We start from the raw sequence: 21289 nt of genomic DNA on the forward strand, positions 1-21289 counted from the left end.
AAACAAGAACACGGAGCCTGGACATGACTGAGAGCAGCCAAGGTGACAGGAAAAAGCCGATCTGGCGCAGGTACCTGTTATGGGGAATGCCGATCGGGGGGGTAGCGGCCGCCTTTGTCGCCGGCATCATCTTCTGGGGCGGCTTCAACACGGCAATGGAAGCCACCAACACCAAGCAATTCTGTATCTCGTGTCACGAGATGCGCGACTATGTCTACGAGGAATACAAGGGCACAATCCACGATGTGAACCGCTCTGGCGTCGGCGCGGTTTGTTCGGACTGCCACGTTCCCAAGGACTGGACCCACAAGATGATCCGCAAGATCAAGGCTTCTAAGGAGCTGTGGGGCAAAATGACCGGCTCCATTGCGACGCCGGAAAAATTCGAGGCCAAGCGTCTCTCGCTCGCCATGAACGAATGGGAGCGGATGAAGGCGAATGACTCGCGTGAATGCCGGAACTGCCACGGCTATCAATCGATGATGCCCGAGTTTCAGAGACCGCGGGCGCGCCAGCAGCACCTTAACGCGATGGAAACGGGCCAGACCTGCATCGACTGTCACAAAGGTATCGCACACTCCGACCTTCGTAACCGGGCCGATGAGGAATACCTTGAAAAACTCGAAACACCCAATCCGGCATTCAAGCGTGAAATACCGGCGGAATACCTCGCCAGCTTGGAGCGTATCTTAAACAAGGAAGCCGAAGAGGCCGTAGCTGCAAAGGCTGCTCAAAAGGCCCAGCAGGAAGTCGTCAAGGCTCAGATTGCAGAAGCAGTGGAGGCCGCGCGTGCGGAAGAACGGGCCAAGGTTGTGTCTGCCGCTTCCGGAGCTGCAGAAAGCGCCGAGCCCGCAGCCGATGCCGGGTCGACTGCTGCCCAGGGCAGCAGCGTCGCGTCCAGTATCGACTGGTCTGCGGTTCCCTCAACCGATCTAACCCTGTTTTACCCGGGGCAAGCGTCGTTCGAGTGGGTACAGAACGGCAAAAGCCATGGTGGCGCCCGTCCGCTGACCAAGGGGGGCGACAGTTGTTCCACCTGTCATGCCGCAGAGCTTGAGACCATCGGTAACAAGATCGTGGCCGGCGGCGAGCTTGAACCCACACCGATTCCGGGAAAACGGGGCACCATAGATGCCACGGTGCAAGCCGCGCATGACGACAACAACCTGTATGTGAAGATCCAGTGGGCTGATGCGGGACACAATCCTGCCCCGTTTGTCGACGGCGGCAAGATGGATCCGGACAACCAGGTCAAAGTTGCCATGATGATTACGGGAACCGGAATCGAGCTGGGTGAACAAGTGGGTTGTTGGTCGTCCTGTCACGCGGACAACACCTACATGCCCTTCGACCCGGGTGCCGAGTCGATTGCAGCAAATCAGGATGTCGCAACCCGTCTGGACGCCAAGTCGACGATCAGCAAGTACCTCTCCGAAAGCCGGACAGAGGTGGAAATCAAGGGCCGCAAGAACAAGGCGCTTGGTGGCTGGGACAAGCTGAAGTCCGCCGACGAGGTAAGCAAGCTGTTGGAAGACGGCAGCTATCTCGACCTGCTTCGGGTCTATGCTGACGGCACATCCAGCAACGGTTATCTGCTGGAGAAGCGGGTCGTGAACGGAGGTGAAATGTCCGCTGAGGCCAGTCTTTCGGCAGGCACCTGGACAGTGGTCTTCTCCCGGCCTCTCAATTCGGGAACTCCCGGCGACGTCGCCCTGGAACCGGGGAAGACCTACACCGTCGGCTTTGCAATCCACGACGACTATGCGGCCGCTCGTTTCCATCATGTCACGCTGAATACCAGCATGGCACTGGATGACGGCGGTGCGCAGATCAACGTGATCAAGCAGTGAGATCGGGCGGGGCGGCCGGGATACCGGTCGCCCCGTTCATTTGCGGCTGATTTGGCAATCAAAGGAGAATTCGCATGACCATGAGGATCGCGCACTTTCCCGCCGCCCTTTTGATGGTGATTGCAGCCGTCTGCGCTGCTGCAGCGGACGATGGTGCCGCCGCACTCTGCGAGGAAGCGGAAGAACGCTATGTCGAAATGTTCGGGCATCCGTCGGCGGACGAGGAAGGCGTCACCATCGTCAAGATGTACAAGTACAACTTCTGCCCCGCGCAGCTGACAGTGCCGGTCGGCACGACGGTTCGCTGGGTGAATGTCGATAAGCGGACAAGTCACAGCGTTCTCCTGGCGGATGCCGGCATCCCCGAATCCGACCGTCTTTTTCCGGAAGAAAGCTTTGAATTCAATTTCCTGGCGGCAGGAGCGCAAAATTATGTCTGCGTGCCGCACCAAGAAACGCAGAACATGATTGGCATGATCACGGTAGGTGATTGATATCATTTACGAATGAGAACAGGCAATTGCTTGGTTCCCTTGACTAATATCAAGCCTTTTCCGCGCAAAAAAAGCCAAGATGCCTTCCAGACGAATTCAGGTACAGCGAGGACACCCATGACTGGTAAGGTCTTTCTCATCGGAGCTGGTCCCGGCGATCCAGAGCTGCTCACGCTCAAGGCCATGCGTATGCTCCAGGAAGCCCAAGTTGTCGTCTACGATCGCCTGGTGTCGCCTGAAATCCTGGCTCTGGCCCCTGACCACGCACGACTGTTTTCCGTCGGAAAGTCCGCGGACGACCATCCGGTTCCGCAGGATAAGATCAATGAAATTCTCGCCGAACTCGCCTTGCAGGGCCTGACGGTCGCCCGCCTCAAAGGCGGCGACCCGCTGATCTTCGGCCGGGGCTCGGAAGAGGCGGCCCATCTTGCTGCCCACGGCATCCCCGTCGAATATGCCCCCGGCATCACTGCCGCCCAGGGTGCGGCGGCCGCCAGCGGCGTTCCCCTGACCCATCGCGGCCTTGCCACGGGTGTGCGTTATGTGACCGGACACCGGCAGGCCAACGGCACTCTCGATCTGGACTGGAAAAGCCTTGCCAGCGAGGAGACGACCCTCGTCGTCTACATGGGGGTTGCCAATATTGGCCAGATTGCCATGCGCCTGGTGGCCGAGGGCCTGAGCGAAACCACGCCCGTCATGGCGATTGCCAATGCCACGACGCCGCGTGAGACCCGGCTTTGCTCCGAACTTGGCCGGGTGGCCCTGGACGTTCGCGATGCGGGCCTGAAGGCCCCGGTTCTCTTCATCATCGGCAAGGTCGTCACCCTGGCCGCCGAATGGCCCTCGAATGCCGTCGACATGATGATCGCCACGGCGGACGCAGGGGCGGCCGAAAGGCTGGCCCATGGTTAAGACCCTTCTCACGGTTGCCTTCTGTCTTCTTGCCATCACCAGCCTGGCGCTGGCCGATCAGTCAAGCCCGCCGGACGAGTTGATCAATCTCGTCCGTCAGGATTGCGGGTCGTGCCACGGCATGACTCTGAAGGGCGGGCTTGGACCGGACATCCGCCCCGGTGCCCTGGCGCATTACGACATCGACACGCTGTCGGCGGTGGTTCTGGACGGAATACCGGACACCGCGATGCCCCCCTGGCGCCCGATCATGAGCGAAACGGATGCCAGGAAGATTGCCGAATACCTGTTGCAGGGAGAATTGAAATGAAGTGGCTGAGCGGAGCCGTTCTGGCCCTTTTGATGCTTGGGCCCGTCCAGGCCCAGAATCAGACCCAGAATCAGGCCCGGACCGTGGTCGCCACCGGTGACCTCGGCCTCGTGGTCGAACGCGCCACCGGATCCCTGCTGCTCGTCGATCAGTCCGACCGGGCAGCGCTGGCAAGGATTACCGGCCTCGGCGACCTGTCCCACGCCAGCCTCGTCTATTCGCCGGACGAGCGCTTTGCCTATGTCTTCGGCCGGGATGGCGGTCTGACCAAGGTCGACCTCGTCGAAGGCAACATTGCCAAACGGGTCGTCCAGGCCGGCAATGCCATCGGCGGGGCGATCTCCGACGACGGTAAACTCGTCGCCGTCTCCAACTACGAACCGGGGGGCGTCAGGATTTTCGATGCGGACACGCTGGAGCCGGTTGCCGACATTCCCACAGGCTCGAAGACAATCGGCCTCGTGGACGCACCGGGCCGCCGCTTTGTCTTCACGCTCTGGGACGACGGCGAGACCTGGATTGCCGATCTCAGCGGCGCCGAGCCGGAGATTACCAGGATCACGGACATGGGCCGCAATCCCTATGACGCCCTGATTACCGGGGACGGCCGTCTCTACATCACCGGCCTGTTCGGCGAAGACGGCCTGACGGCGCTCGATCTCTGGGACCCGGAACCCAAACCCATTCGTGTTCTGCCGGAATACGGCCGCGGCGAGAAGGAAATGCCGGTCTACAAAATGCCCCACCTGGAAGGCTGGGCGAAGGCGGGCCGGGAGTTCGTGCTACCGGCCGTAGGCCACCACGAGGTTCTGTGGATCGATGGTGAAACCCTTGCCGAGACGGGCAGAACCAAGACCTACGGCCAGCCGGTTTTCGCCATGTCCCGGCCGGACGGACGTCAGATCTGGGTGAATTTCGCCCATCCGCTCAACGACACCATCCAGGTGATCGACACGCTGACGAAGGAAGTCGTGCACGAGTTCAAGCCGGGCCCCGCCGTGCTGCACATGGAGTTCACACCGCGCGGCAACGAGATCTGGGTTTCGGTGCGCGACGCCGGCAAGGTCCTGATCTACGACACGCGCACCTTCGAGAAGCGCGGCGAGATCGATGCCGAAAGCCCTTCCGGAATTTTCTTCACCGCTCGGGCGCACAGGACAGGACTTTAAGCGATGATCGATCTGCTCGACCCGATTGACCTGCATCTGCTCGACGGCTGGCAGCGCGACCTGCCGATTGTCCCGCGTCCCTTTGCAAGGGTCGCACGGGAGGCCGGATGTGGCGAAGAGGAAGTCATCCGCCGGCTTGCCGCCATGAAGGAAAGCGGACGGATCACCCGGGTCGGGGCAACCTGCGCACCCAACACGGTGTCGGCAAGCACGCTGGCCGCGCTGTCGGCCCCCGAGGAAGCGATCGAGGACGTGGCGGAGATCGTCGGGCGGCAACCGGGCGTCAATCATTCCTATTTGCGGGAGAACCGCTGGAACCTCTGGTTCGTCGCCACGGGTCCTGATCGCGGTCATGTCGACAAGGTTCTGGACGCGATCCGGACCGAAACCGGGCTCGACGTTCTGGACCTGCCGATCCTGCGTCCGTTCAACATCGACCTCGGCTTTCGTCTGAACAAGGAGATGGACCGGCCACCAGCGCCCCGGCCGGTTCGCCTGGCGTGCCTGCGGGAGGGAGACAACGACCTTCTGCAGGCACTGTCCACCGGCCTGCCGATCTGCGAGCGCCCCTACGGCAAGATCGCTGAGCGTCTCGGCCGCAGCGAAGCCGACGTGCTGGAGCGGGTCGCCGACCTGCAGGACGCCGGCATCATTTCCCGCCTCGGTGTCATCGTGCGACACCGCGCTCTCGGCTGGCGCTCGAACGCCATGGTGGTCTGGGACATCGCCCCGGAGCGCGTTGCGGCGGCCGGCCCGGTGCTTGCGGCCCAGCCCGGCGTGACCCTTTGTTACGAGCGCCGCCCCGTTCCGGGCGTGTGGCCTTTCCGTCTCTACAGCATGATCCACGCCCAGAGCCGCAACAAGGCGCTTGAAGTGCTGTCGAAAGCCGCGCAGTTGCCTGAGCTCGAAGGTGTTCGCCACGACGCGCTTTTCTCCAGCCGCTGCTTCAAGCAGACAGGCGCGATGATCTCACGTCAGGGAGTAGCCGCATGAGCATTGAGCTTTCCGATCTCGACCGCACGCTGATCAACCGCCTGCAGGACGACCTGCCGCTGACCGCCCGTCCCTTCGTGCCTCTCGCCAAAGACCTCGGCCTTGAAGAAGAGGAAGTGGTCGACCGGATCCGGCGCCTGCGCGACGACGGCCTGTTGACCCGCTTCGGCCCGTTTTTCGATGCCGAAGCCCTGGGAGGCGCCTTTTGCCTGTGTGCCATGGCGGTTCCCGAAGAGCGGTTTGAGGAGGTCTTAACAAAAGTCAATGCCTACCCGGAGGTCGCGCATAACTATGAACGGGACCACAGGCTGAACATGTGGTTCGTGCTGGCTACGGAAGATCAGGCCGCCATTTCCAGGACGGCCCGGGACATCGAGCGCGACACGGGCCTCGATGTTCTCCTGTTCCCGAAAGAGCGCGAGTACTTCATAGGATTCCGGGTGACCGCATGACTTTAGATCCGACAGACCGGGCAATCGTCGAAGCAACGCAGGCTGGTCTGCCGCTGGTACCGGCCCCCTTTGCCGTGGTCGCCGAAACGCTTGGCATTTCAGAACAGGAAGTGATCGACCGGCTGCAGGCGCTGAAGGACCGGGGCATTGTCCGCCGGATCGGTGCCGCACCGAACCATTACCGGCTCGGAATGACCGCGAACGGCATGACGGTCTGGGATGTCGATGACACATTGGTCGACGCGCTCGGTGAAAAAGTCGGCGCCCTGCCCTTTGTCACGCACAGCTACCGCCGCCCGCGTGCCCTGCCCGTCTGGCCGTACAACCTCTTTGCCATGGTGCATGGAGAAAGCCGTGAGGAGGTGCTGGCCAAGCGGGACGACATCGCCGCCCTGCTCGGCGAGGCCTGCCGCGCCGCCGACATCCTGTTTTCCACGCGCATCCTGAAGAAGACCGGAATGCGGCTGCGCAGACGCGAGGATTGACCCATGTTTCGACTGACGGAATACATGCACCAGATTGCAGATCCGACGCCGGTCCGCGCGCGCAGAGGCACCGGCATGGTGAAACCGGTCGTCATCTGGAACCTGACCCGGCGCTGCAACCTGAAATGCCGCCATTGCTACACCGTGTCCGCGGACGTCGATTTTCCGGGAGAGCTGACCCACCAGCAGGCGATGGACACACTGGAGGATCTCGGTCGCTTCAACATTCCGGGCCTCATCCTGTCGGGCGGTGAGCCTCTCGACCGGAAAGACCTGTTCGAAATCGCCACCCGTGCGCGCAAGCTGGTCCGCATGCTGGCCCTGTCGACCAACGGCACCAGGCTGCAGGGCGACATGGCGGACCGGGTCGCGGAAGTCGGTTTCGACTATGTCGGTATCTCCATCGACGGCATGGGACCGACAAACGACTGGTTCCGCGGCGTGGAAGGCGCCTTCGTGTCGGCGCTGAGGGGCGTGCGCGAATGCAAGGCCCGCGGCATCAAGGTCGGGTTGCGCTTTACCCTGACGGAGGGCAACTTCACCAGCCTTCCGGATCTCCTGCGCCTGTGCGACGACGAGGGGGTGGACAAGTTTTACCTGTCCCATCTGGTCTATGCGGGCCGGGGCGACAAGCACCGGGGAGAGGACGCCGAGCACAAGCGCTCCCGCTGGGCCATGGACCTTCTGATGGACCGGGCCTGGGAAGGCATCACGGAAGGCCGGAAACTGGACATCGTCACCGGCAACAACGATGCCGATGCAGTCTATTTCCTGAACTGGGTTGAGCGGAAGTTCGGCAGCGTCAAGGCCGACCACGTCCGCAAGCATCTGACCGCCTGGGGCGGCAATTCCTCCGGTCTCGGCGTCGCCAATATCGACACCCAGGGCAATGTTCACCCGGACACCTACTGGTCGGACTACACGGTCGGCAGCGTCAAGACGACGCCCTTCTCCGAACTGTGGTCCGGCGATGACCCTATGCTGGCGCAACTCAGGACCCGTCCGCGGCCGCTCAAGGGGCGCTGCGGCGCCTGCGCCTTCAAGGAAGTCTGCGGCGGCAACACCCGCATCCGCGCATTGCAGGTGACGGGCGACCCCTGGGCGGAAGATCCGGCCTGTTACCTTTACGACGACGAAATCGGTCTTGACGGCTGCTACACCGAGCGCCTGACCGTGACCCCATTCCGAGGAAAAAGCCATGACCCGGCTCATCGCTTCGCTTAGCGCGCTGCTGCTGATGACCGCAGCCCCGCTTGCGGACCCGACGGCGGACTATGCCGCCAATTGTCAGGACTGCCACGGCGCCAATCGCCTCGGTGGCCTCGGACCGGCGCTGATCCCGGAAACCCTCGGGCGTATGCGCGGACCGGACCTTGGCGTCGTCATCCGGGATGGACGTAAGGCAACGCAAATGCCGGGTTTCGGCGAAGTCCTGAGTGAAGAGCAGATCGACAGCCTCACGGAGTTTCTGAAGCAACCCCTGTCCGAGGTTCCCGAATGGAGGGAAGCGGACATTGCGGCAAGCCGGGTCGTCAATGAAGAATACGAGGCGGTTGAGAACCCGGTCTGGTCGTCCGACCCGATGAACATCACTCTGGTTGTCGAAACCGGCGATCACCATGTGAGCGTTCTCGACGGCGACACGTTCGAGACCCTGAACCGCTTCCCGACACCCTTCGCCGTTCATGGCGGCCCGAAATTCTCGCCCGATGGCCGGTTTGTCTTCATCATGTCGCGGGACGGCTGGGTTCAGAAATATGACCTCTATGCGCTTCAGGAAGTCGGCCGCATCCGCGCCGGTCTCAACAGCCGCAACATCGCAATGAGCGCCGATGGCAAGTGGCTGGCGGTCGCCAACTATCTGCCCATGACCCTGACGATCCTGTCGACCGAAGACCTGGGTGTCGCGGCGGTTCTCGACGCCAAGGGCAAGGATGGAACGCCAAGCAGGATATCCGCCGTCTACCAGGCACCGCCTCGGGAGAGCTTCGTGCTAGCGCTCAAGGACGTTCCGGAGATCTGGGAGGTTTTCTACGGCAAGAACCCGCCACAATTCGGTTTTGCCCACGACTGGCGGATTGAGGGGCCCGTCAAGAATGAGGATCCGTTCCCCGTCCGCAAGATAACGACACCGGACTATCTGGACGATTTCTTTTTCGACCAGAGCTACGAATACGTGATGGGCGCTTCGCGCAGCGGTGAAGGCGGCCAGGTCATCGATCTGGTCATCGGCCGCAAAACCGCGGATCTGGACCTTCCGGGCATGCCTCATCTGGGATCCGGCATCACCTGGAAACGCGGCGATACCACGGTGATGGCGACACCGCATCTCAAAGAGGGAACCATCTCGATCATCGACATGAAAACCTGGAAAACTGTGGAACGGATCGAGACGCTCGGACCGGGGTTCTTTTTACGAAGCCACGAAAACACGCCATATGTATGGGCCGACGTCTTCTTTGGCCCCAACAAGGACGTGATGCATGTGATCGACAAGGAAAGCTTGGAGATCGTCAAGACGCTGCGCCCGGTCGAAGGTGCAACGGTGGCCCACGTCGAATTCACCAAGGACGGCCGCTACGCGCTTGTCTCCGTCTGGGAAGACGATGGTGCCGTGATCGTCTACGACGCCGCGACTTTGGAAGAAGTCAAGCGCCTGCCGATGCGCAAACCCTCGGGGAAGTACAATGTCTGGAACAAGATCACCTTTTCTGAAGGAACAAGCCACTGAGGCCGTCATCGTTTCCCACGGCCAGCCGTCGCACCCGCAGGCAGGTGAGGACCATCTGCGCGCATTGGCGCTGCAAATCCGCGAACACCTTCCCGGCTGGTCCGTCCGCTTCGCCACGCTGGCTGCCCCGCACGCTCTGGAGCAGGCCCTGGAAGCTTGCCGGAGCGCGCCGCTGGTTTTCCCGGTTTTCATGGCTGATGGCTGGTTCACAAAAAAAGCGCTAGCCGGCCGGCTTCAGGGCTCGGGCGCGCGCCAGTTGCCGCCACTCGGCGTTCACCCTGAATTGCCGCGTCTGACGGCGCGCCTTTTGCGCAACGCCGGCGAATACGCGGGCTGGGCCCGGACAGGCTACGAGGTTCTGCTGGCCGCACATGGTTCGGCGACCGGAAGCGCGGCCGGGGAATGCACACGGGACTTCGCGAAGGCGCTTGCCGGCTGGCTTCCGGCCGCACGGATTCGTGTCGGATTTCTGGAGCAGCGACCGGGTCTGGCGGATGTCGCCGCCGGGTGTGGCCTGCGCACCCTGGCGCTTCCCTTTTTCGCCGGGGCCGGCGGACATATCACCCGGGACGTTCCGGACGCCCTGGACCTTGCCGGTTTCCAGGGTCTCAGGATGCAGTCTCTGGGCGACGCCTACTTTGTTCCCGAACTGATCGCCCACACACTGAAATGCAGCGTCTACAGGGATCTGGCAGCATGACCGACATCGAAACCGGCTGGCCGGTCAGGAAACTGGCAATCGTGTTTTATCCCTTCACCGCCGCCGCCGTTGCGATCAATCTCTTCATGCTGGGCCTGATGGGTCAGGCCATCGGCCTGCCGGCGCTCTCGCCCCTCTGGTCAATCGGCATCAGCATTCCGCTCGGCATTCCGGCAACCTGGCTGGCGGCAAAATGGATCCGCGGCCTGATGGACGAGGCCGACGGAAAACCGCCGGCTTCCTGAGTACTTTCCAGTCAACCACCCGGTGAAAGCCGCTGTCGGCAGGACAGGCGGCGATAGGAGGAAGTTCGATTGACCACCCCCACACGACATCGGGGCATGCTTCTTGCCGCTTCGGGAACCGCCGTCCTGTTTGGCCTGCTGACAATCCTTTCCGGCGGCATGGTGCTGTTCGGCGGCGAAGACAAACTTCGCCTTGCCGGAAAGGTCGTCCACTTCGTGCTCTGGTTCAATTTCCTGGCCGGATTTTTTTATGTTTTCGCCGGGCTTGGACTTATGCGGCGCAAACGGTGGGGCCGCTGGCTGGCCTCGGCCATTCTACTTGGCACTCTGGCCGTGTTCGTTGCCTTCGGCCTGCACGTGCTGCAAGGCGGTGCCTTTGAAATGCGAACGGTTCTGGCGCTCACCTTCAGAACAGCGGTCTGGGCAATAATCACCTTGATAGCCTTCAAATCCATCGGAACCGAATAGGCGTTTCCCGAGCCTCGCCACGTCACCCTGAATGACGCCTAAAAACGAAACCGGCGGAAAAATCCGCCGGTCAAACTTCTGACCAAGACCCGTTTCTCCAGTGCCGTCCCGGCCAAGCGAAGCGCGAGCCGGGACCTGAGGGCCGCAAGCTCTTGTTTCGTTTTGCCAGGTCTTTACCTTTGGCCCAAAGATCCCGGACCTTCGCTACGCTACGCCCTAGCAGGACTTGTCGGGGAAGTCATGAATGTGGCCGGCGGGTATAACCCACCAGCCATTTGACTGCAGCTTTGCCTCAGGACTTACCCGTTGAGCCATCCCCAGGTCCCGTTGCTCCGCACGATGAACGCACTGGTATCCGGCATTCCGGCAAGCACGGCATTGAGCTTCTCTTCGCCGCAAACGAGGGCTGCCGTCGACAGCCCGTCGGCAAGCGCCGCGCTCGATGCGACAACGCTGGCCCCGGTCAGACCGCCTCTCACCGGCAGGCCGGACCTGGGATCAAGAATATGCGAGCGTGTTCCGCCCTGGTCGAAGGTCGTGCCGAGCCTTGCGGAACTGGCGACCGCCTTGTCCTTGAGACTGATCCTGACCTTGCCTTCGGGATGATTGGCGTCCGGGCGCAGCGTGACTGGCCAGCCGGCCTCGAGTTTTCCAGTGTCCTCCGGGGTTCCCCGGCCCACGACTTCACCGAGGTCCACCACCATGTCGGTGCAGCCTTCGGCGACCAGCAGGGCCGTAATCCTGTCGGTGATGAAGCCCTGGGCAATGCCGTTGAGGGTCATGGCCATGCCGGGTTTCAGATATCTGATTTCGGCGGCTTCAACCGAAACGCCGCCCAGACCGGTCCGCTCTTTGGCCGTATCGAAGTCGCTTGCCGCCGCTTTGCCGACCGCCCGGCGGGCATAGTGGTCCCAGAGCGGCTGGACAGTCGGGTCGAACGCGCCGCCCGTGACCCGGTGAAGCCGTTGCGACAGGCCGAGAAGTTCGACCATTTCCAATGAAGGCGCTTCCAGCTTTCCCGTCCCGTTCAGCCGGAAAAGCTCGCTGTCCTGCCGGTAGAGGCTGAAGATCCTCTCCAGCCGGCGGACTTCCGCCTCGATCAGGCCGAACAGGCGTTGTGCACTGGCGGCATCCTCGAGCTGCAGGTTGATTTCCGCTTTCGCCCCGAGAGCCACGCCCGACCAGCGATGGAGGGACGGTGTTGCAATGGCTGTTCCAGGCAAGGCAAGCCCGGCCGCGCCTGCGGCACAGATCTTCAGGAACCGCCTGCGGCTGACCCCATTCCGTGTGAAGGCCCCTTGTCTCATTGACGCACCCCGTGATGCTCGCCCTCGGTCATGGGAGCCGCGGCGGAGAGTTCCACCGATCCCAGGACATAGGTTTCCGGTATGTCTTTCAGCCGCACGACACTGCCGCCGTTGACCTCTGCGAACTGCAGCGCGCCACTTTCACTACCGAAGGGGATCGTTTCCGGAGCTCCCATGCCGCCGGAGATCGTGCTGCCGATGACGAACCAGGCCATTTCCGCCTCGATCCAGTTGTCTGTTCCCGGCTGGGCCCAGGTTTCCGCCTGTTCCATGTCGTTGACATAGATGGCCGCGACATCCTTCGGCTCTTCGGGTGACAGGGTGAAAGCCACAGCGTCCCGCACTTGCGTGAACCAGATCGGGTTTGGATTGCCGGTCAGATGAATCTGTGCCTTCGGGCCTTCATGTTCCAGAACCGTCATCTGGCAATAGTGACCCGCCGCTTCCGGCGTCAGGCCGACAGCAGCCGGTTTCGCGATCTCGACCTCCTGCTGACAGGCTGTCAGCAGGCCGAGCGCAAAAAGGGTGATGAGTGTGCGTTTCATGGCGCAATTCTCCGGATGAGCAGAGCCGATCCGGCCAGCGCAACTCCGGCAAAGGCCGCCAGGGAAACGAGCGCAAGGGACGGATCGAATGGCAGTGCTTCCGCAACGCCCGCCATGCCGCCGACAAGATCGCTCGCCCCAAGGGCGGCGAGATTGAAGAGGCGGAAAGCGTCGGCGGGGTTGAGCAGCACCGCGTAAGGAAAGACGTCTGTAGCGAAGGGACCGCTCGGATTGGCGACCAGGGCGCCAAGAAGGGCCAGGTCGTAAAGCACGACGAGAACCAGCCAGGTGGCAATGGAGGCCGCCGCCGCGGTTCGCGATTGCCGGGTCAGCGAACTCAGGACATAACCGGCCGCCAGGAAGCAGACGCCGAGCAGCACCGAGGTCGCAATCAGCCGGGCGAAATCGGTCAGGCCGGCCAGCGAGCCAAAGCCCGACGCAACAAGCAGGCCTGCCGTCAGACCGTAACCGGTCACGAGCGCAAACGTCAGCACGAGCGTATGGCCGACCGCCTTGCCGATCAGAAATTCGGTGCGGGAAATTGGACAGGACAGCGTCATGAGCAACGTGCCCCGTTCGACTTCGCCGCAGATGGCATCGAACGCCAGGAGCAGCGCGATCAGCGGAACGAGATAGACGGAAAGGCTTGCCAGCGACGCGACGGTGATGGTCAGCCGGTCGACACCGAGGGTTCCGGCGGGTGCAGATCCGAGCAGGGCCAGCGCCAGCGAAAAGACCGCAAGGATGACGGCTGCCAGCAGGATCCACCTGTTGCGGATGCCGATACGCACTTCCTGACCGGCAACGGTGAGAATTCTGGAAAGCATGGCTCAGGCCTCCCTGTTCGCGGCATTCGAAAAATGCCGGTAGATATCATCGAGGCTCGGCGCATGGACATCGACATCCTCGACCAGGTTGCCGAGGGCACTGATGGCCGAAAGCGTCTTGACCTTGTCGTCCGTTCTGCAGTCGATTTCAACCGAGCGCCCGTTCATCCGGCCACCGCCCAGCCGGTCGGAGACTTCGGCAAGGGTTTCCGGTTTCGCCCACACCTTCAGTTTGATCGGCAGACCCGCCTGCGCCCTGAGGCGGCTCAGAACATCGTCCGCGACGAGTTTACCCTTGGAAAGGATGAGAACCCGGTCGGTCCGGGCTTCAAGCTCTGTCAGGGCATGGGACGACAGCAAGACAGTTGCCCCCTGCTCCGCGACCTCGCCGATCAGCTCGTAGACGTTCTGCCGGGAAATCGGGTCGAGGCCGGTGGTCGGCTCATCGAGCAGGACCAGACGTGGGCGGCCGATCAGGGCCTGGGCAAGCCCGAGACGCTGGCGCATGCCCTTGGAATAGGTACCGACGCGCCGTCTGGCGGCTTCCGCCAGACCGACCCGCTCAAGCAGCGGCAGAGCTTCCGCCGGCTTCCGGCCTTTCAGGCGGGCATAGAACTTCAGCACTTCTTCGCCGGTAAGCGCGGCGGGAAAGGCGACGGATTCCGGCAGGTAGGCCGACCCCAGACGGGCGGCGTTGCTGCCGGGCGCGGCACCGAGAACCGACACTTCGCCACCATCACGTTTCAGAAAGCCGAGTATTATCTTGAACAGCGTCGTCTTGCCCGCGCCATTGTGCCCGAGAAGGGCGACGCGCTCGCCCGGATTCAGGTCGAAGGAGACCCGGTCGACCGCCGTGTGGCTGGAAAAACGTTTGCACACATCGTGCACGTGTAGACTGGAGTTGCTCATCCTTGAGCTCCCGAATTGGGCATGGACCGGACCGGTGGATGCATGAGAGGGGCGTTGTCGACGATGCCGCCCGGCAGCAGCGCCGGAAACTGGGACTGGGTCCAGCGCAGCAGCTGCACGGCGGGACTGCCGATCAGCAGCTTGGCGGAGGGCTGGGTCCAAAGCACCTGATCGACCATGTCGTTGGGACGGTAGGCAGTGTCGGCGATCCCGTCGCCGTTCATGTCGAAGGCCGTGTGGTCGCTCCAGAAGTTGCCGCGCCCGCCTGTGCTCCAGTCGAGTTGGCGGCTGCCGACATATTTCACCTGCGTCTTGTTTCGGATGAAGGCATTGCCCTGGAATGCGTTGTTCGCCGAACCGGCGGTGAAGTGAACGCCGATTGGGCAGCCTTCGAAACGGTTGTCCGTGACCTTGTTCTTGTTGGCGTTGTACATGAACAGGCACTTCTCGCCTCCGCCATAGACCTGGTTGCCGCTGATCTTGGCGCGATTGGCATAGTTCAGCATCAGGCCGTGATTGCGGTCTCCAATGGAGACGTTGTTGCGGATCCTGAGCCGGTCGGAGAACATCAGCGCGAAACCGATGTCGTTGCCTTCCGAGATGTTGTTTTCGATGTCGCCGTCGTTGCCGTGCATGTAGTGGATCGCAAACCGCAGTTTCTCGAAGCGGTTGTTGCGGAAGATGTCCCTGTGACTGGCGTTGACGAAGATGCCGTCGCGGCCGAAGCGAATGGTGTTGAACTCCGCCAGAAGCCCCGGCGCGTTCCACACATAGATGCCGTTGCCGCGCTCGTTCATGCGCAGATCCCGGCGGCCCTCGATCAGGTTGTTCGCGACGACCGCATCCTTGGCGCCATGCACATCGACACCGGTCAGATTGTCGAGAATGCGGTTGTTGCGGACAACGGCGCGGTGAGCCGTCTTGGTCAGTTTCACCCCGGCGTCAAGCGTTTCCTGCGAGAGGCCCGACCCTGTCAGCGTGAGCCCGATGACAGCGGCATCGGGCACCATAACGGTGACCACGCTGCCTGTTCCCGAACCGACGATACGCGCCTTGCCCGAACCGTCCAGCGTCACCGGCCTGTCCAGGAGGACCGGACCGGCATGATCGCCGGGAGCAAGCCGGAGAATGTCCCCGGCTTGCGCTTTTGTCAGTGTTTCCTGCAAGGCGCCCTTTCTGGCGGGGACGGACCATTCCTTTGCGGCGAGTGGCCCGCACGCCAGGAGTGCCGCCGCGATAACGGCGAGACGTCCGATCCGTTTTGAAAGGGCGCGGTGCATGATCAGGCGTTCCTCGGTTCCACGAACATCCGGCCGCGCATTTCCATGTGGAGTGCGTGGCAGAACCACTGGCAGTAGAACCAGTGCACACCCGGACGCTCGGCGATGAATGTGACCGAAGCGGTTGCCTGCGGCCCGACCTCCATGGCGATACCGTAGTTCGACAGGCAGAAGCCGTGGGTCAGATCGTCGATGTCGTCGATGTTGGTGACATAGATCGTCACTTCGTCGCCCTGCTTGACCGTGAATTTCTCCAGGCTGAAGGTCGGTGCGACGGAGTGCATGTAGACCCGGACCTTGTTGCCGTCGCGGATGACGTCGGCCGCATCTTCCAGGTCGATGCCGTCTGCCTCGGCCTGCTTGACCGCATCAGCGAACATCGGATTGTCGCGGTTCCAGACGATGGCTGGATTCACCTTCGAACGGTGCACGATGATGCTGTCATGCGGCTCGGCAAATGTCGGGCCGTCGTGGACCACCGTCATCTCGTCGCCCGAGATATCGATGAGCTGCTCGTTCTCCGGCTTCAGCGGACCGACGTTCAGGAACCGGTCCTTGGAGAACTTGTTCATCGAGATCAGCCACTTGCCGTCCGCTTCCGCGGTTTCACCCATGGACGTGGAATTGTGGCCCGGCTGGTAGTGCACATCGACCTTGGAGATGATCGGATCGACATCTTCGCCCGCATAGGCGCGGATGGCCTTGTCGATGTTCCATTTCGCCACCTGGCTGTCCAGGAACAGCGTGGTGAAGGCGTTGCCCTTGCCGTCGAAGGCGGTGTGGAGCGGACCGAGACCCAGTTGCGGCTCGCCGACAACCGCGGACCGCGGATCGGCGTTGTCGCTGAAGAGGGCGTCGACCTTGGTCACGTCGATGATCGAGACCGTCGGCGACAGCTTGCCGTTGATGACGATGTGCTTCTTGTCCGGAGCCGCGTTACAGCCGTGCGGGCTGTTCGGGATCGGAATATAGCGGGTGAACTGGGAATTGGCTTCCTTGCGGCCGTCCACGACGGGAATGCCGTTCAGCTCCTGATAGTTCCCGGCCGCGACGGCTTCCTCGATCGCCTTGATGTTGAAGACGACGCAGTGGTCCAGCTCGCTCTCGGTCATCTCGGCCAGGTTCATGCCCATTTCCGAGTTGTAACTGGTCGAGAAAGCGTATTTGCCCTGATAGTCGGCATCGCAGTTGTCGAGGTTGCCCGACACGATCACCTGCCAGGCGACCTTCATTTCATCGCCGTCGATGGCGGTGAAGATGCAGGAATACTGCGACGGATCGTCCAGGATCTTGCCGTCGTTGACCAGCGGAGCTTCATGCTCGCCGTTGGCGAAGATGTAGCCGGTGCGCGGATACTTCTGCGGCCGCATGCCGTGGATGTCGTGCGCGTTCGGGATCTCGATGATCTTGTCGCACTTCATCGTGGTGCAGTCGATACGTGCAACGCGCGTGTTCGCCTTGTCGTTGGCGAAGATGTAACGGCCGTCATAGGTGCCGTCGGTGAAGGACATATGCGGGTGGTGCAAGTCGCCGTTGTCGTAGGTGACCTTGCCCTGGGCCGCAAGATATTCCTTGGTTTCAGGCAGCAGGCCTTCAGTCAGGATTTTCAGCGACTCGTTCGTCTGCCCCCAACCGGTGGCGGAGCAGCGGTTGAACACCGGAACGCGCATCAGTTCGCGCATGGAGGGGACACCCAGAATGCGCAATTCGCCGGCCTGTCCGGAGGACCAGAAACCGTAGTATTCGTCGAGCTCGCCAGGAGCCATTTCGAATTTCTGGCCGCCTTCCGCGGCAAACGCCGGATTGGCACCTGCAACGGCAACGGCGCCCATGCCCGCGACGACTGCGGTCTTGGCAGTACCCCCGAGCAGATCCCGGCGGGAAAAGCCCCGTTCTTGTTCAATCTCCTTCATGGCTTGTCTCCTTAAGTTGGCCTTTTGAAGGTTATTCTGCCGGGACCGGCTTGGCCGATTTGGCGTCCGGTTCCGGTTTGCGGATCCCTGTCTGCACCTCGAACTTCCGCCGCTTGGCGAGCTTCTTGATGCACACGGGACATTTCTGGTCGTGCTGATACAGAACCTGGCAGTGCAGGCAGTTCAGGCACTCGTTGGGATTGATGTTGCCTTCCGGATGGATGGCCTGGACCATGCATTCCTTGGCGCAGCGGTTGCAGGGATTGCCACACTCGCGGTAGCGCTTCAGCCAGTCGAACATCCTGAGCCGCGCCGGGATGGCGAGTGCCGCGCCGAGCGGACACAGGTAGCGGCAGTAGAACCGCTCGATGAAGAGACCTGCGGCCAGCAGGGCCACGGCGAAGAGCACGAAGGGCCAGGCGCGCTGGAACTTCAGGATGATCGCGGTCTTGAACGGCTCGACTTCGGCATAGTGTTCGGCGACATCCAGCGAATAGAGCGACAGGCCGAACAAACCGAGGAAGATGATGTATTTCACCGGCCACAAGCGCTCATGAAGCCCCCAGGGCACCTCGATCTGCGGAATGCGGCAGAGTTTCGCCAGACGGTTGGTCAGCTCCTGCAGGGCGCCGAAGGGGCAGAGCCAGCCGCAGTAGGCGCCACGTCCCCAGAAGAGCAGGGCGGCGGCAACGGAGAACCACAGCAGGAAGACGAGCGGATCCATCAGGAACGCATCCCAGCTGAATTCCGTCGTCAGCGAGGAGAAGAAGGCCAGAACGTTGACCACCGACAGCTGCGCGTTTTCCATCCAGCCGAGCCAGACGAGCGTGAAGGTCAGGAAGGTGATGCGGAACCAGAAGGTGAAACGCTCGTTGCTGGTCACCTGCATCTGGAAGAAGAACACCAGCGTCAGGACAGCGATGGCCGCTCCCAGCACGATGATGTCGGCTTTCCGGTCCTGCCAGATGCGCTTCCACAGTGCCTGAACCGCGGCAGCTTCATCTGCTTTTGCATCCGCTGTCTGCACCGCCTGGTTCTCCGCAACTGCGGAGGCCTCGGACTTCAGGTAGGCGTCCGGCAGCTGGTAGCCGAGATCGAAGGTCAGGAAGACCTTGTCGATCGGGCCGACAGCCCGCTGTACCAGGAGCTGCAGACGGAAATCCCTGGCCGGATCGAACCCGGAATCGGCCGGAACGATGAAGAGATCCATTTCGGAAAAGGCCGGGGCACCCTCCGCCGCGATTTCGCCCACCCGGTTGTGCTGGCGGTCGTGGAAACGAGCGGAGATATCGTCCTGGATCAGCTGGATCCGGTCGAAGATGCCGCCGCGTACGTAGCCGGAACCCTTGAAGGAATAACGCCCCCGCCCCATCACCAGGATTGCATGGTCGCCCTCATCAAGGCGCTGCATGAGGTTGGCGTATTCGGCTTCGCCCAGAAGCGACAGGCCGATGGAAGGCACATCCGCCAGGGCAACATAGAGATCGATGAACGTGTCTGTTTCAGGCCCTCTTTCCGGACGGGAAACCGCCCGCTGATCACCCTGCTGGACGAAAGCGTCGTTGATCTGCGCAACGTCCAGTGACAGGCGGCGGACAGAGCCTTCTCCCGTCAGTGTCGTCCAGTCGGAAACAGTCCGCTTGTCCGGATCGACGATCTTTTTCGGCCCCTTGTCGGCCACATCGGGTGCCAGACCGCCAAGCCCCAGGGCGCGGGCGACCTTCAGCCCCGAGCGCACGATGGAATCGTCGATCACCATGATGGTGACCGTCGCACCGGAGATGATATCGAGATCGTGCGCCGACCCGCCGCTCGCCGCTTCCGCTTTCAGATCGAGACCTGCGTAGCCCTCGGTCACGCCCTTGATCTTCGAATCGGGGATCCCGATGAGGACGATGGGTTCGGAATGCTTGACAAGACGGACACCGGTGATCACCGCGTCGGCATCGACACCGACAAGCGTATGGATCGGCTTGCCGGAATAGCCCGTGGTCGAAACGAAATCGGAAGTCAGGAACACCCAGCCGACGGTGTCGCCGCCCTTCAGTGCCGGCACCACCGGGACATTCTCACTCAACGGACCGAAGGTCTCGGCACCGGGAACGAGATCGCCTGCCTCAACCTTGTCCAGGAACCGGACGACCTGCGCGTCCGCCGCCAAAAGCGCGGCCGAGTAGACCAACGTCGCAAGGAGGACGAAGCAGAAGATTCCGGTATTGAAAAGCGTGGTCAGGCGATGCACGGGTCGCGCTCCGAAGCGTTGTCTTGTTTGTCTTGAGGGTGGTTATGCGCCGCCGGGGACCGAACTTCTTTGACGATTGTCAATTGTCCGGAAATAGATTCCGCCAGCGGCTCGCCGACCCGCGAAACCGGCGCAAGAACGCGCCGGTTTCAGTCCTTTTTCGATGCTCGGGGCGTGGTGAGGATCGGGAAATAAATTCTTGTGAACAGACCAAAGGCCAGGATCCAGAGGCCACCGGATACGATCATCACCTCGAAATAGTCGAAGATGAGAAGTCCGAAGGCACGCACCAGCGCGGCCGCGATCACACAGACATAGGCAAGGGCAATCGGAGGGGAAACTTTCAGCGGTTTGCCCGCATGACCAAGCGAGGCCCGCGTCATCATGGCAAGTGTCATCGAACCGATGGCCCCGGCCGCCAGAAGATGGAGCGCCGCAATCGCGTCGAAGGCGCCGGAAACCAGCGCGGCGCCATAGGCAAGATAGCCTGCGCCCAGCAGCAGAAAGGCGGCGTGCAGGATCCAGACGATCGGGCTATTCAAGGTCCGCCAGCCCTGCCAGCCCGCAAGCCGCGCGAGCGTGACGCCGCCCGCGGCAAGACACAACCAGCCAAAGATGGCCTCAGGTACAAATGGCAGGTTGCCGAGGATGGCAGCCACCGGCAGGAGAATGCCGGCCTTGTCCAGCCAGGGCCGGGAAACCGGCAAGGCCTCTTCGTTCCCCTCGCGCAGCAGGGCATTGCGGGTAAAGGCGGGGACGACACGTCCGCCGATCACCGCGATCATCGCGGCAGCCGTGAAAATGCCGATCCGCACACCGGCTTCCGCGGTGCCTTCCGTCCAGCCGATCCAGTCCAGATGCATCAGAAGATTACCGGCGAACAGCGCGGTCAGGAGTGCCATGAAAACCATGTTCCGCGTCTGGGATTTCTGCGCCAGCCGGCCCAGGATCGCGGTGGAAAGAACCGGGACGAATGCAAGGTCGATCACGGCGACAATGATCGGATCGATCACGGCGGAAAACCAGACGGCAAGGCGCCCTGCCAGCCAGACCAGACCGCTGATCGTGACGAAGTTTCGTCCCGCCTCCTTCGTTCCCGTCCAGTTGGGAACGGCGGTCACGAAGAAACCTGCCATGACGGCAGCCGTATATCCGTAGACCATTTCATGGGCGTGCCAGAGTTGCGGCATCATGGCCATCGGCAAGGGCGCAACGGTTTCGCCTGTGGCCAGCAGGCCCAGCCAGAGCGTCCACACAAGCATGGCGAAGACAGAGAACACGCCGGCCGCCAGGAAGTAAAACCGGAAACCGGCTGAAAACAGGGTCTCGATCCGGCCCGGAGTTTCGGGTCTTTGCGACTGGAAGGTAATCGTCATATCTCCTCGCCTCGGGTGTTGTCGCCGCGCTTGCCATCGGCCACAACGACCTTGCGGGCAGTATCTGCGAGGATGATC

The 21289-nt window shown here is 62.0% G+C and carries 21 protein-coding genes and 1 pseudogene; 14 read left to right on the forward strand and 8 right to left on the reverse strand.

Going from position 1 to position 21289, the window contains the following annotated elements; genetic code table 11:
* Positions 1 to 86: 86 nt before the first annotated feature.
* From ACQY7U_RS09765 to ACQY7U_RS09830, 14 genes and pseudogenes are all read left to right on the forward strand, one after another.
* A pseudogene (locus ACQY7U_RS09765) lies at positions 87 to 578 on the forward strand (NapC/NirT family cytochrome c); the annotation flags it as partial.
* A 99-nt stretch (positions 579 to 677) separates the two neighbouring features.
* Positions 678 to 1850 carry an ethylbenzene dehydrogenase-related protein gene (locus ACQY7U_RS09770; RefSeq protein WP_428644046.1) on the forward strand — a complete coding sequence of 391 codons (1173 nt, stop codon included), beginning with the start codon at positions 678 to 680 and terminating at the stop codon, positions 1848 to 1850.
* Positions 1851 to 1924: 74 nt separating this feature from the next.
* Complete coding sequence (locus tag ACQY7U_RS09775; protein ID WP_428643929.1) at positions 1925 to 2344, forward strand: plastocyanin/azurin family copper-binding protein; 420 nt, start codon at positions 1925 to 1927, stop codon at positions 2342 to 2344.
* A gap of 117 nt (positions 2345 to 2461) precedes the next feature.
* Positions 2462 to 3259, forward strand: a complete 798-nt coding sequence (gene cobA, locus ACQY7U_RS09780) for a uroporphyrinogen-III C-methyltransferase (RefSeq protein WP_428643930.1) — start codon at positions 2462 to 2464, stop codon at positions 3257 to 3259.
* Positions 3252 to 3569, forward strand: coding sequence for a c-type cytochrome (locus tag ACQY7U_RS09785; protein WP_428643932.1), 318 nt, complete (start codon positions 3252 to 3254; stop codon positions 3567 to 3569). The genes cobA and ACQY7U_RS09785 overlap by 8 nt, the downstream gene beginning before the upstream one ends.
* On the forward strand, positions 3566 to 4738 hold the full coding sequence (locus tag ACQY7U_RS09790; RefSeq protein WP_428643934.1) for a cytochrome D1 domain-containing protein: 1173 nt from the start codon (positions 3566 to 3568) through the stop codon (positions 4736 to 4738). The genes ACQY7U_RS09785 and ACQY7U_RS09790 overlap by 4 nt, the downstream gene beginning before the upstream one ends.
* Positions 4739 to 4741: 3 nt before the next feature.
* Positions 4742 to 5731 carry an Lrp/AsnC family transcriptional regulator gene (locus ACQY7U_RS09795; protein ID WP_428643936.1) on the forward strand — a complete coding sequence of 330 codons (990 nt, stop codon included), beginning with the start codon at positions 4742 to 4744 and terminating at the stop codon, positions 5729 to 5731.
* Positions 5728 to 6183 carry an Lrp/AsnC family transcriptional regulator gene (locus ACQY7U_RS09800; RefSeq protein WP_428643937.1) on the forward strand — a complete coding sequence of 152 codons (456 nt, stop codon included), beginning with the start codon at positions 5728 to 5730 and terminating at the stop codon, positions 6181 to 6183. Before ACQY7U_RS09795 ends, ACQY7U_RS09800 begins: the two co-directional genes overlap by 4 nt.
* On the forward strand, positions 6180 to 6668 hold the full coding sequence (locus ACQY7U_RS09805; protein ID WP_428643939.1) for an Lrp/AsnC family transcriptional regulator: 489 nt from the start codon (positions 6180 to 6182) through the stop codon (positions 6666 to 6668). The genes ACQY7U_RS09800 and ACQY7U_RS09805 overlap by 4 nt, the downstream gene beginning before the upstream one ends.
* Before the next feature lie 3 nt (positions 6669 to 6671).
* On the forward strand, positions 6672 to 7892 hold the full coding sequence (nirJ, locus tag ACQY7U_RS09810; protein WP_428643941.1) for a heme d1 biosynthesis radical SAM protein NirJ: 1221 nt from the start codon (positions 6672 to 6674) through the stop codon (positions 7890 to 7892).
* Positions 7867 to 9399, forward strand: coding sequence for a cytochrome D1 domain-containing protein (locus tag ACQY7U_RS09815; protein WP_428643943.1), 1533 nt, complete (start codon positions 7867 to 7869; stop codon positions 9397 to 9399). Before nirJ ends, ACQY7U_RS09815 begins: the two co-directional genes overlap by 26 nt.
* Positions 9356 to 10099 (forward strand): sirohydrochlorin chelatase, encoded by a 744-nt coding sequence (locus ACQY7U_RS09820; RefSeq protein WP_428643945.1) that lies wholly within the window; start codon positions 9356 to 9358, stop codon positions 10097 to 10099. Before ACQY7U_RS09815 ends, ACQY7U_RS09820 begins: the two co-directional genes overlap by 44 nt.
* On the forward strand, positions 10096 to 10344 hold the full coding sequence (locus tag ACQY7U_RS09825; protein ID WP_428643946.1) for a hypothetical protein: 249 nt from the start codon (positions 10096 to 10098) through the stop codon (positions 10342 to 10344). The genes ACQY7U_RS09820 and ACQY7U_RS09825 overlap by 4 nt, the downstream gene beginning before the upstream one ends.
* Before the next feature lie 69 nt (positions 10345 to 10413).
* Positions 10414 to 10812: a hypothetical protein gene (locus ACQY7U_RS09830; protein ID WP_428643947.1), complete on the forward strand. Its 399-nt coding sequence runs from the start codon at positions 10414 to 10416 to the stop codon at positions 10810 to 10812.
* Positions 10813 to 11111: 299 nt separating this feature from the next.
* Here ACQY7U_RS09830 and ACQY7U_RS09835 read toward each other — a convergent pair whose 3' ends face one another.
* The 8 genes from ACQY7U_RS09835 to ACQY7U_RS09870 form a co-directional block, all read right to left on the reverse strand.
* Positions 11112 to 12119 carry an FAD:protein FMN transferase gene (locus ACQY7U_RS09835; protein WP_428643949.1) on the reverse strand — a complete coding sequence of 336 codons (1008 nt, stop codon included), beginning with the start codon at positions 12117 to 12119 and terminating at the stop codon, positions 11112 to 11114.
* Positions 12116 to 12664: a nitrous oxide reductase accessory protein NosL gene (locus ACQY7U_RS09840; protein WP_428643950.1), complete on the reverse strand. Its 549-nt coding sequence runs from the start codon at positions 12662 to 12664 to the stop codon at positions 12116 to 12118. The genes ACQY7U_RS09835 and ACQY7U_RS09840 overlap by 4 nt, the downstream gene beginning before the upstream one ends.
* Positions 12661 to 13491, reverse strand: a complete 831-nt coding sequence (locus ACQY7U_RS09845; RefSeq protein ID WP_428643952.1) for an ABC transporter permease — start codon at positions 13489 to 13491, stop codon at positions 12661 to 12663. The genes ACQY7U_RS09840 and ACQY7U_RS09845 overlap by 4 nt, the downstream gene beginning before the upstream one ends.
* Before the next feature lie 3 nt (positions 13492 to 13494).
* Positions 13495 to 14400, reverse strand: a complete 906-nt coding sequence (locus tag ACQY7U_RS09850; protein ID WP_428643953.1) for an ABC transporter ATP-binding protein — start codon at positions 14398 to 14400, stop codon at positions 13495 to 13497.
* Positions 14397 to 15680, reverse strand: coding sequence for a nitrous oxide reductase family maturation protein NosD (locus ACQY7U_RS09855; RefSeq protein ID WP_428643955.1), 1284 nt, complete (start codon positions 15678 to 15680; stop codon positions 14397 to 14399). The genes ACQY7U_RS09850 and ACQY7U_RS09855 overlap by 4 nt, the downstream gene beginning before the upstream one ends.
* 2 nt (positions 15681 to 15682) lie before the next feature.
* Positions 15683 to 17593: a TAT-dependent nitrous-oxide reductase gene (gene nosZ / locus ACQY7U_RS09860; RefSeq protein ID WP_428643957.1), complete on the reverse strand. Its 1911-nt coding sequence runs from the start codon at positions 17591 to 17593 to the stop codon at positions 15683 to 15685.
* A 31-nt stretch (positions 17594 to 17624) separates the two neighbouring features.
* The gene (locus ACQY7U_RS09865) at positions 17625 to 19835 is read right to left on the reverse strand and encodes a 4Fe-4S binding protein (RefSeq protein WP_428643958.1); all 2211 of its coding nucleotides are present in this window, start codon (positions 19833 to 19835) and stop codon (positions 17625 to 17627) included.
* Between the two features lie 149 nt (positions 19836 to 19984).
* Positions 19985 to 21211, reverse strand: coding sequence for an NnrS family protein (locus ACQY7U_RS09870; RefSeq protein ID WP_428643960.1), 1227 nt, complete (start codon positions 21209 to 21211; stop codon positions 19985 to 19987).
* Positions 21212 to 21289 lie beyond the last annotated feature (78 nt).

The sequence above is a fragment of the Roseibium sp. genome (genome assembly GCF_050301095.1).
GTDB lineage: Bacteria > Pseudomonadota > Alphaproteobacteria > Rhizobiales > Stappiaceae > Roseibium.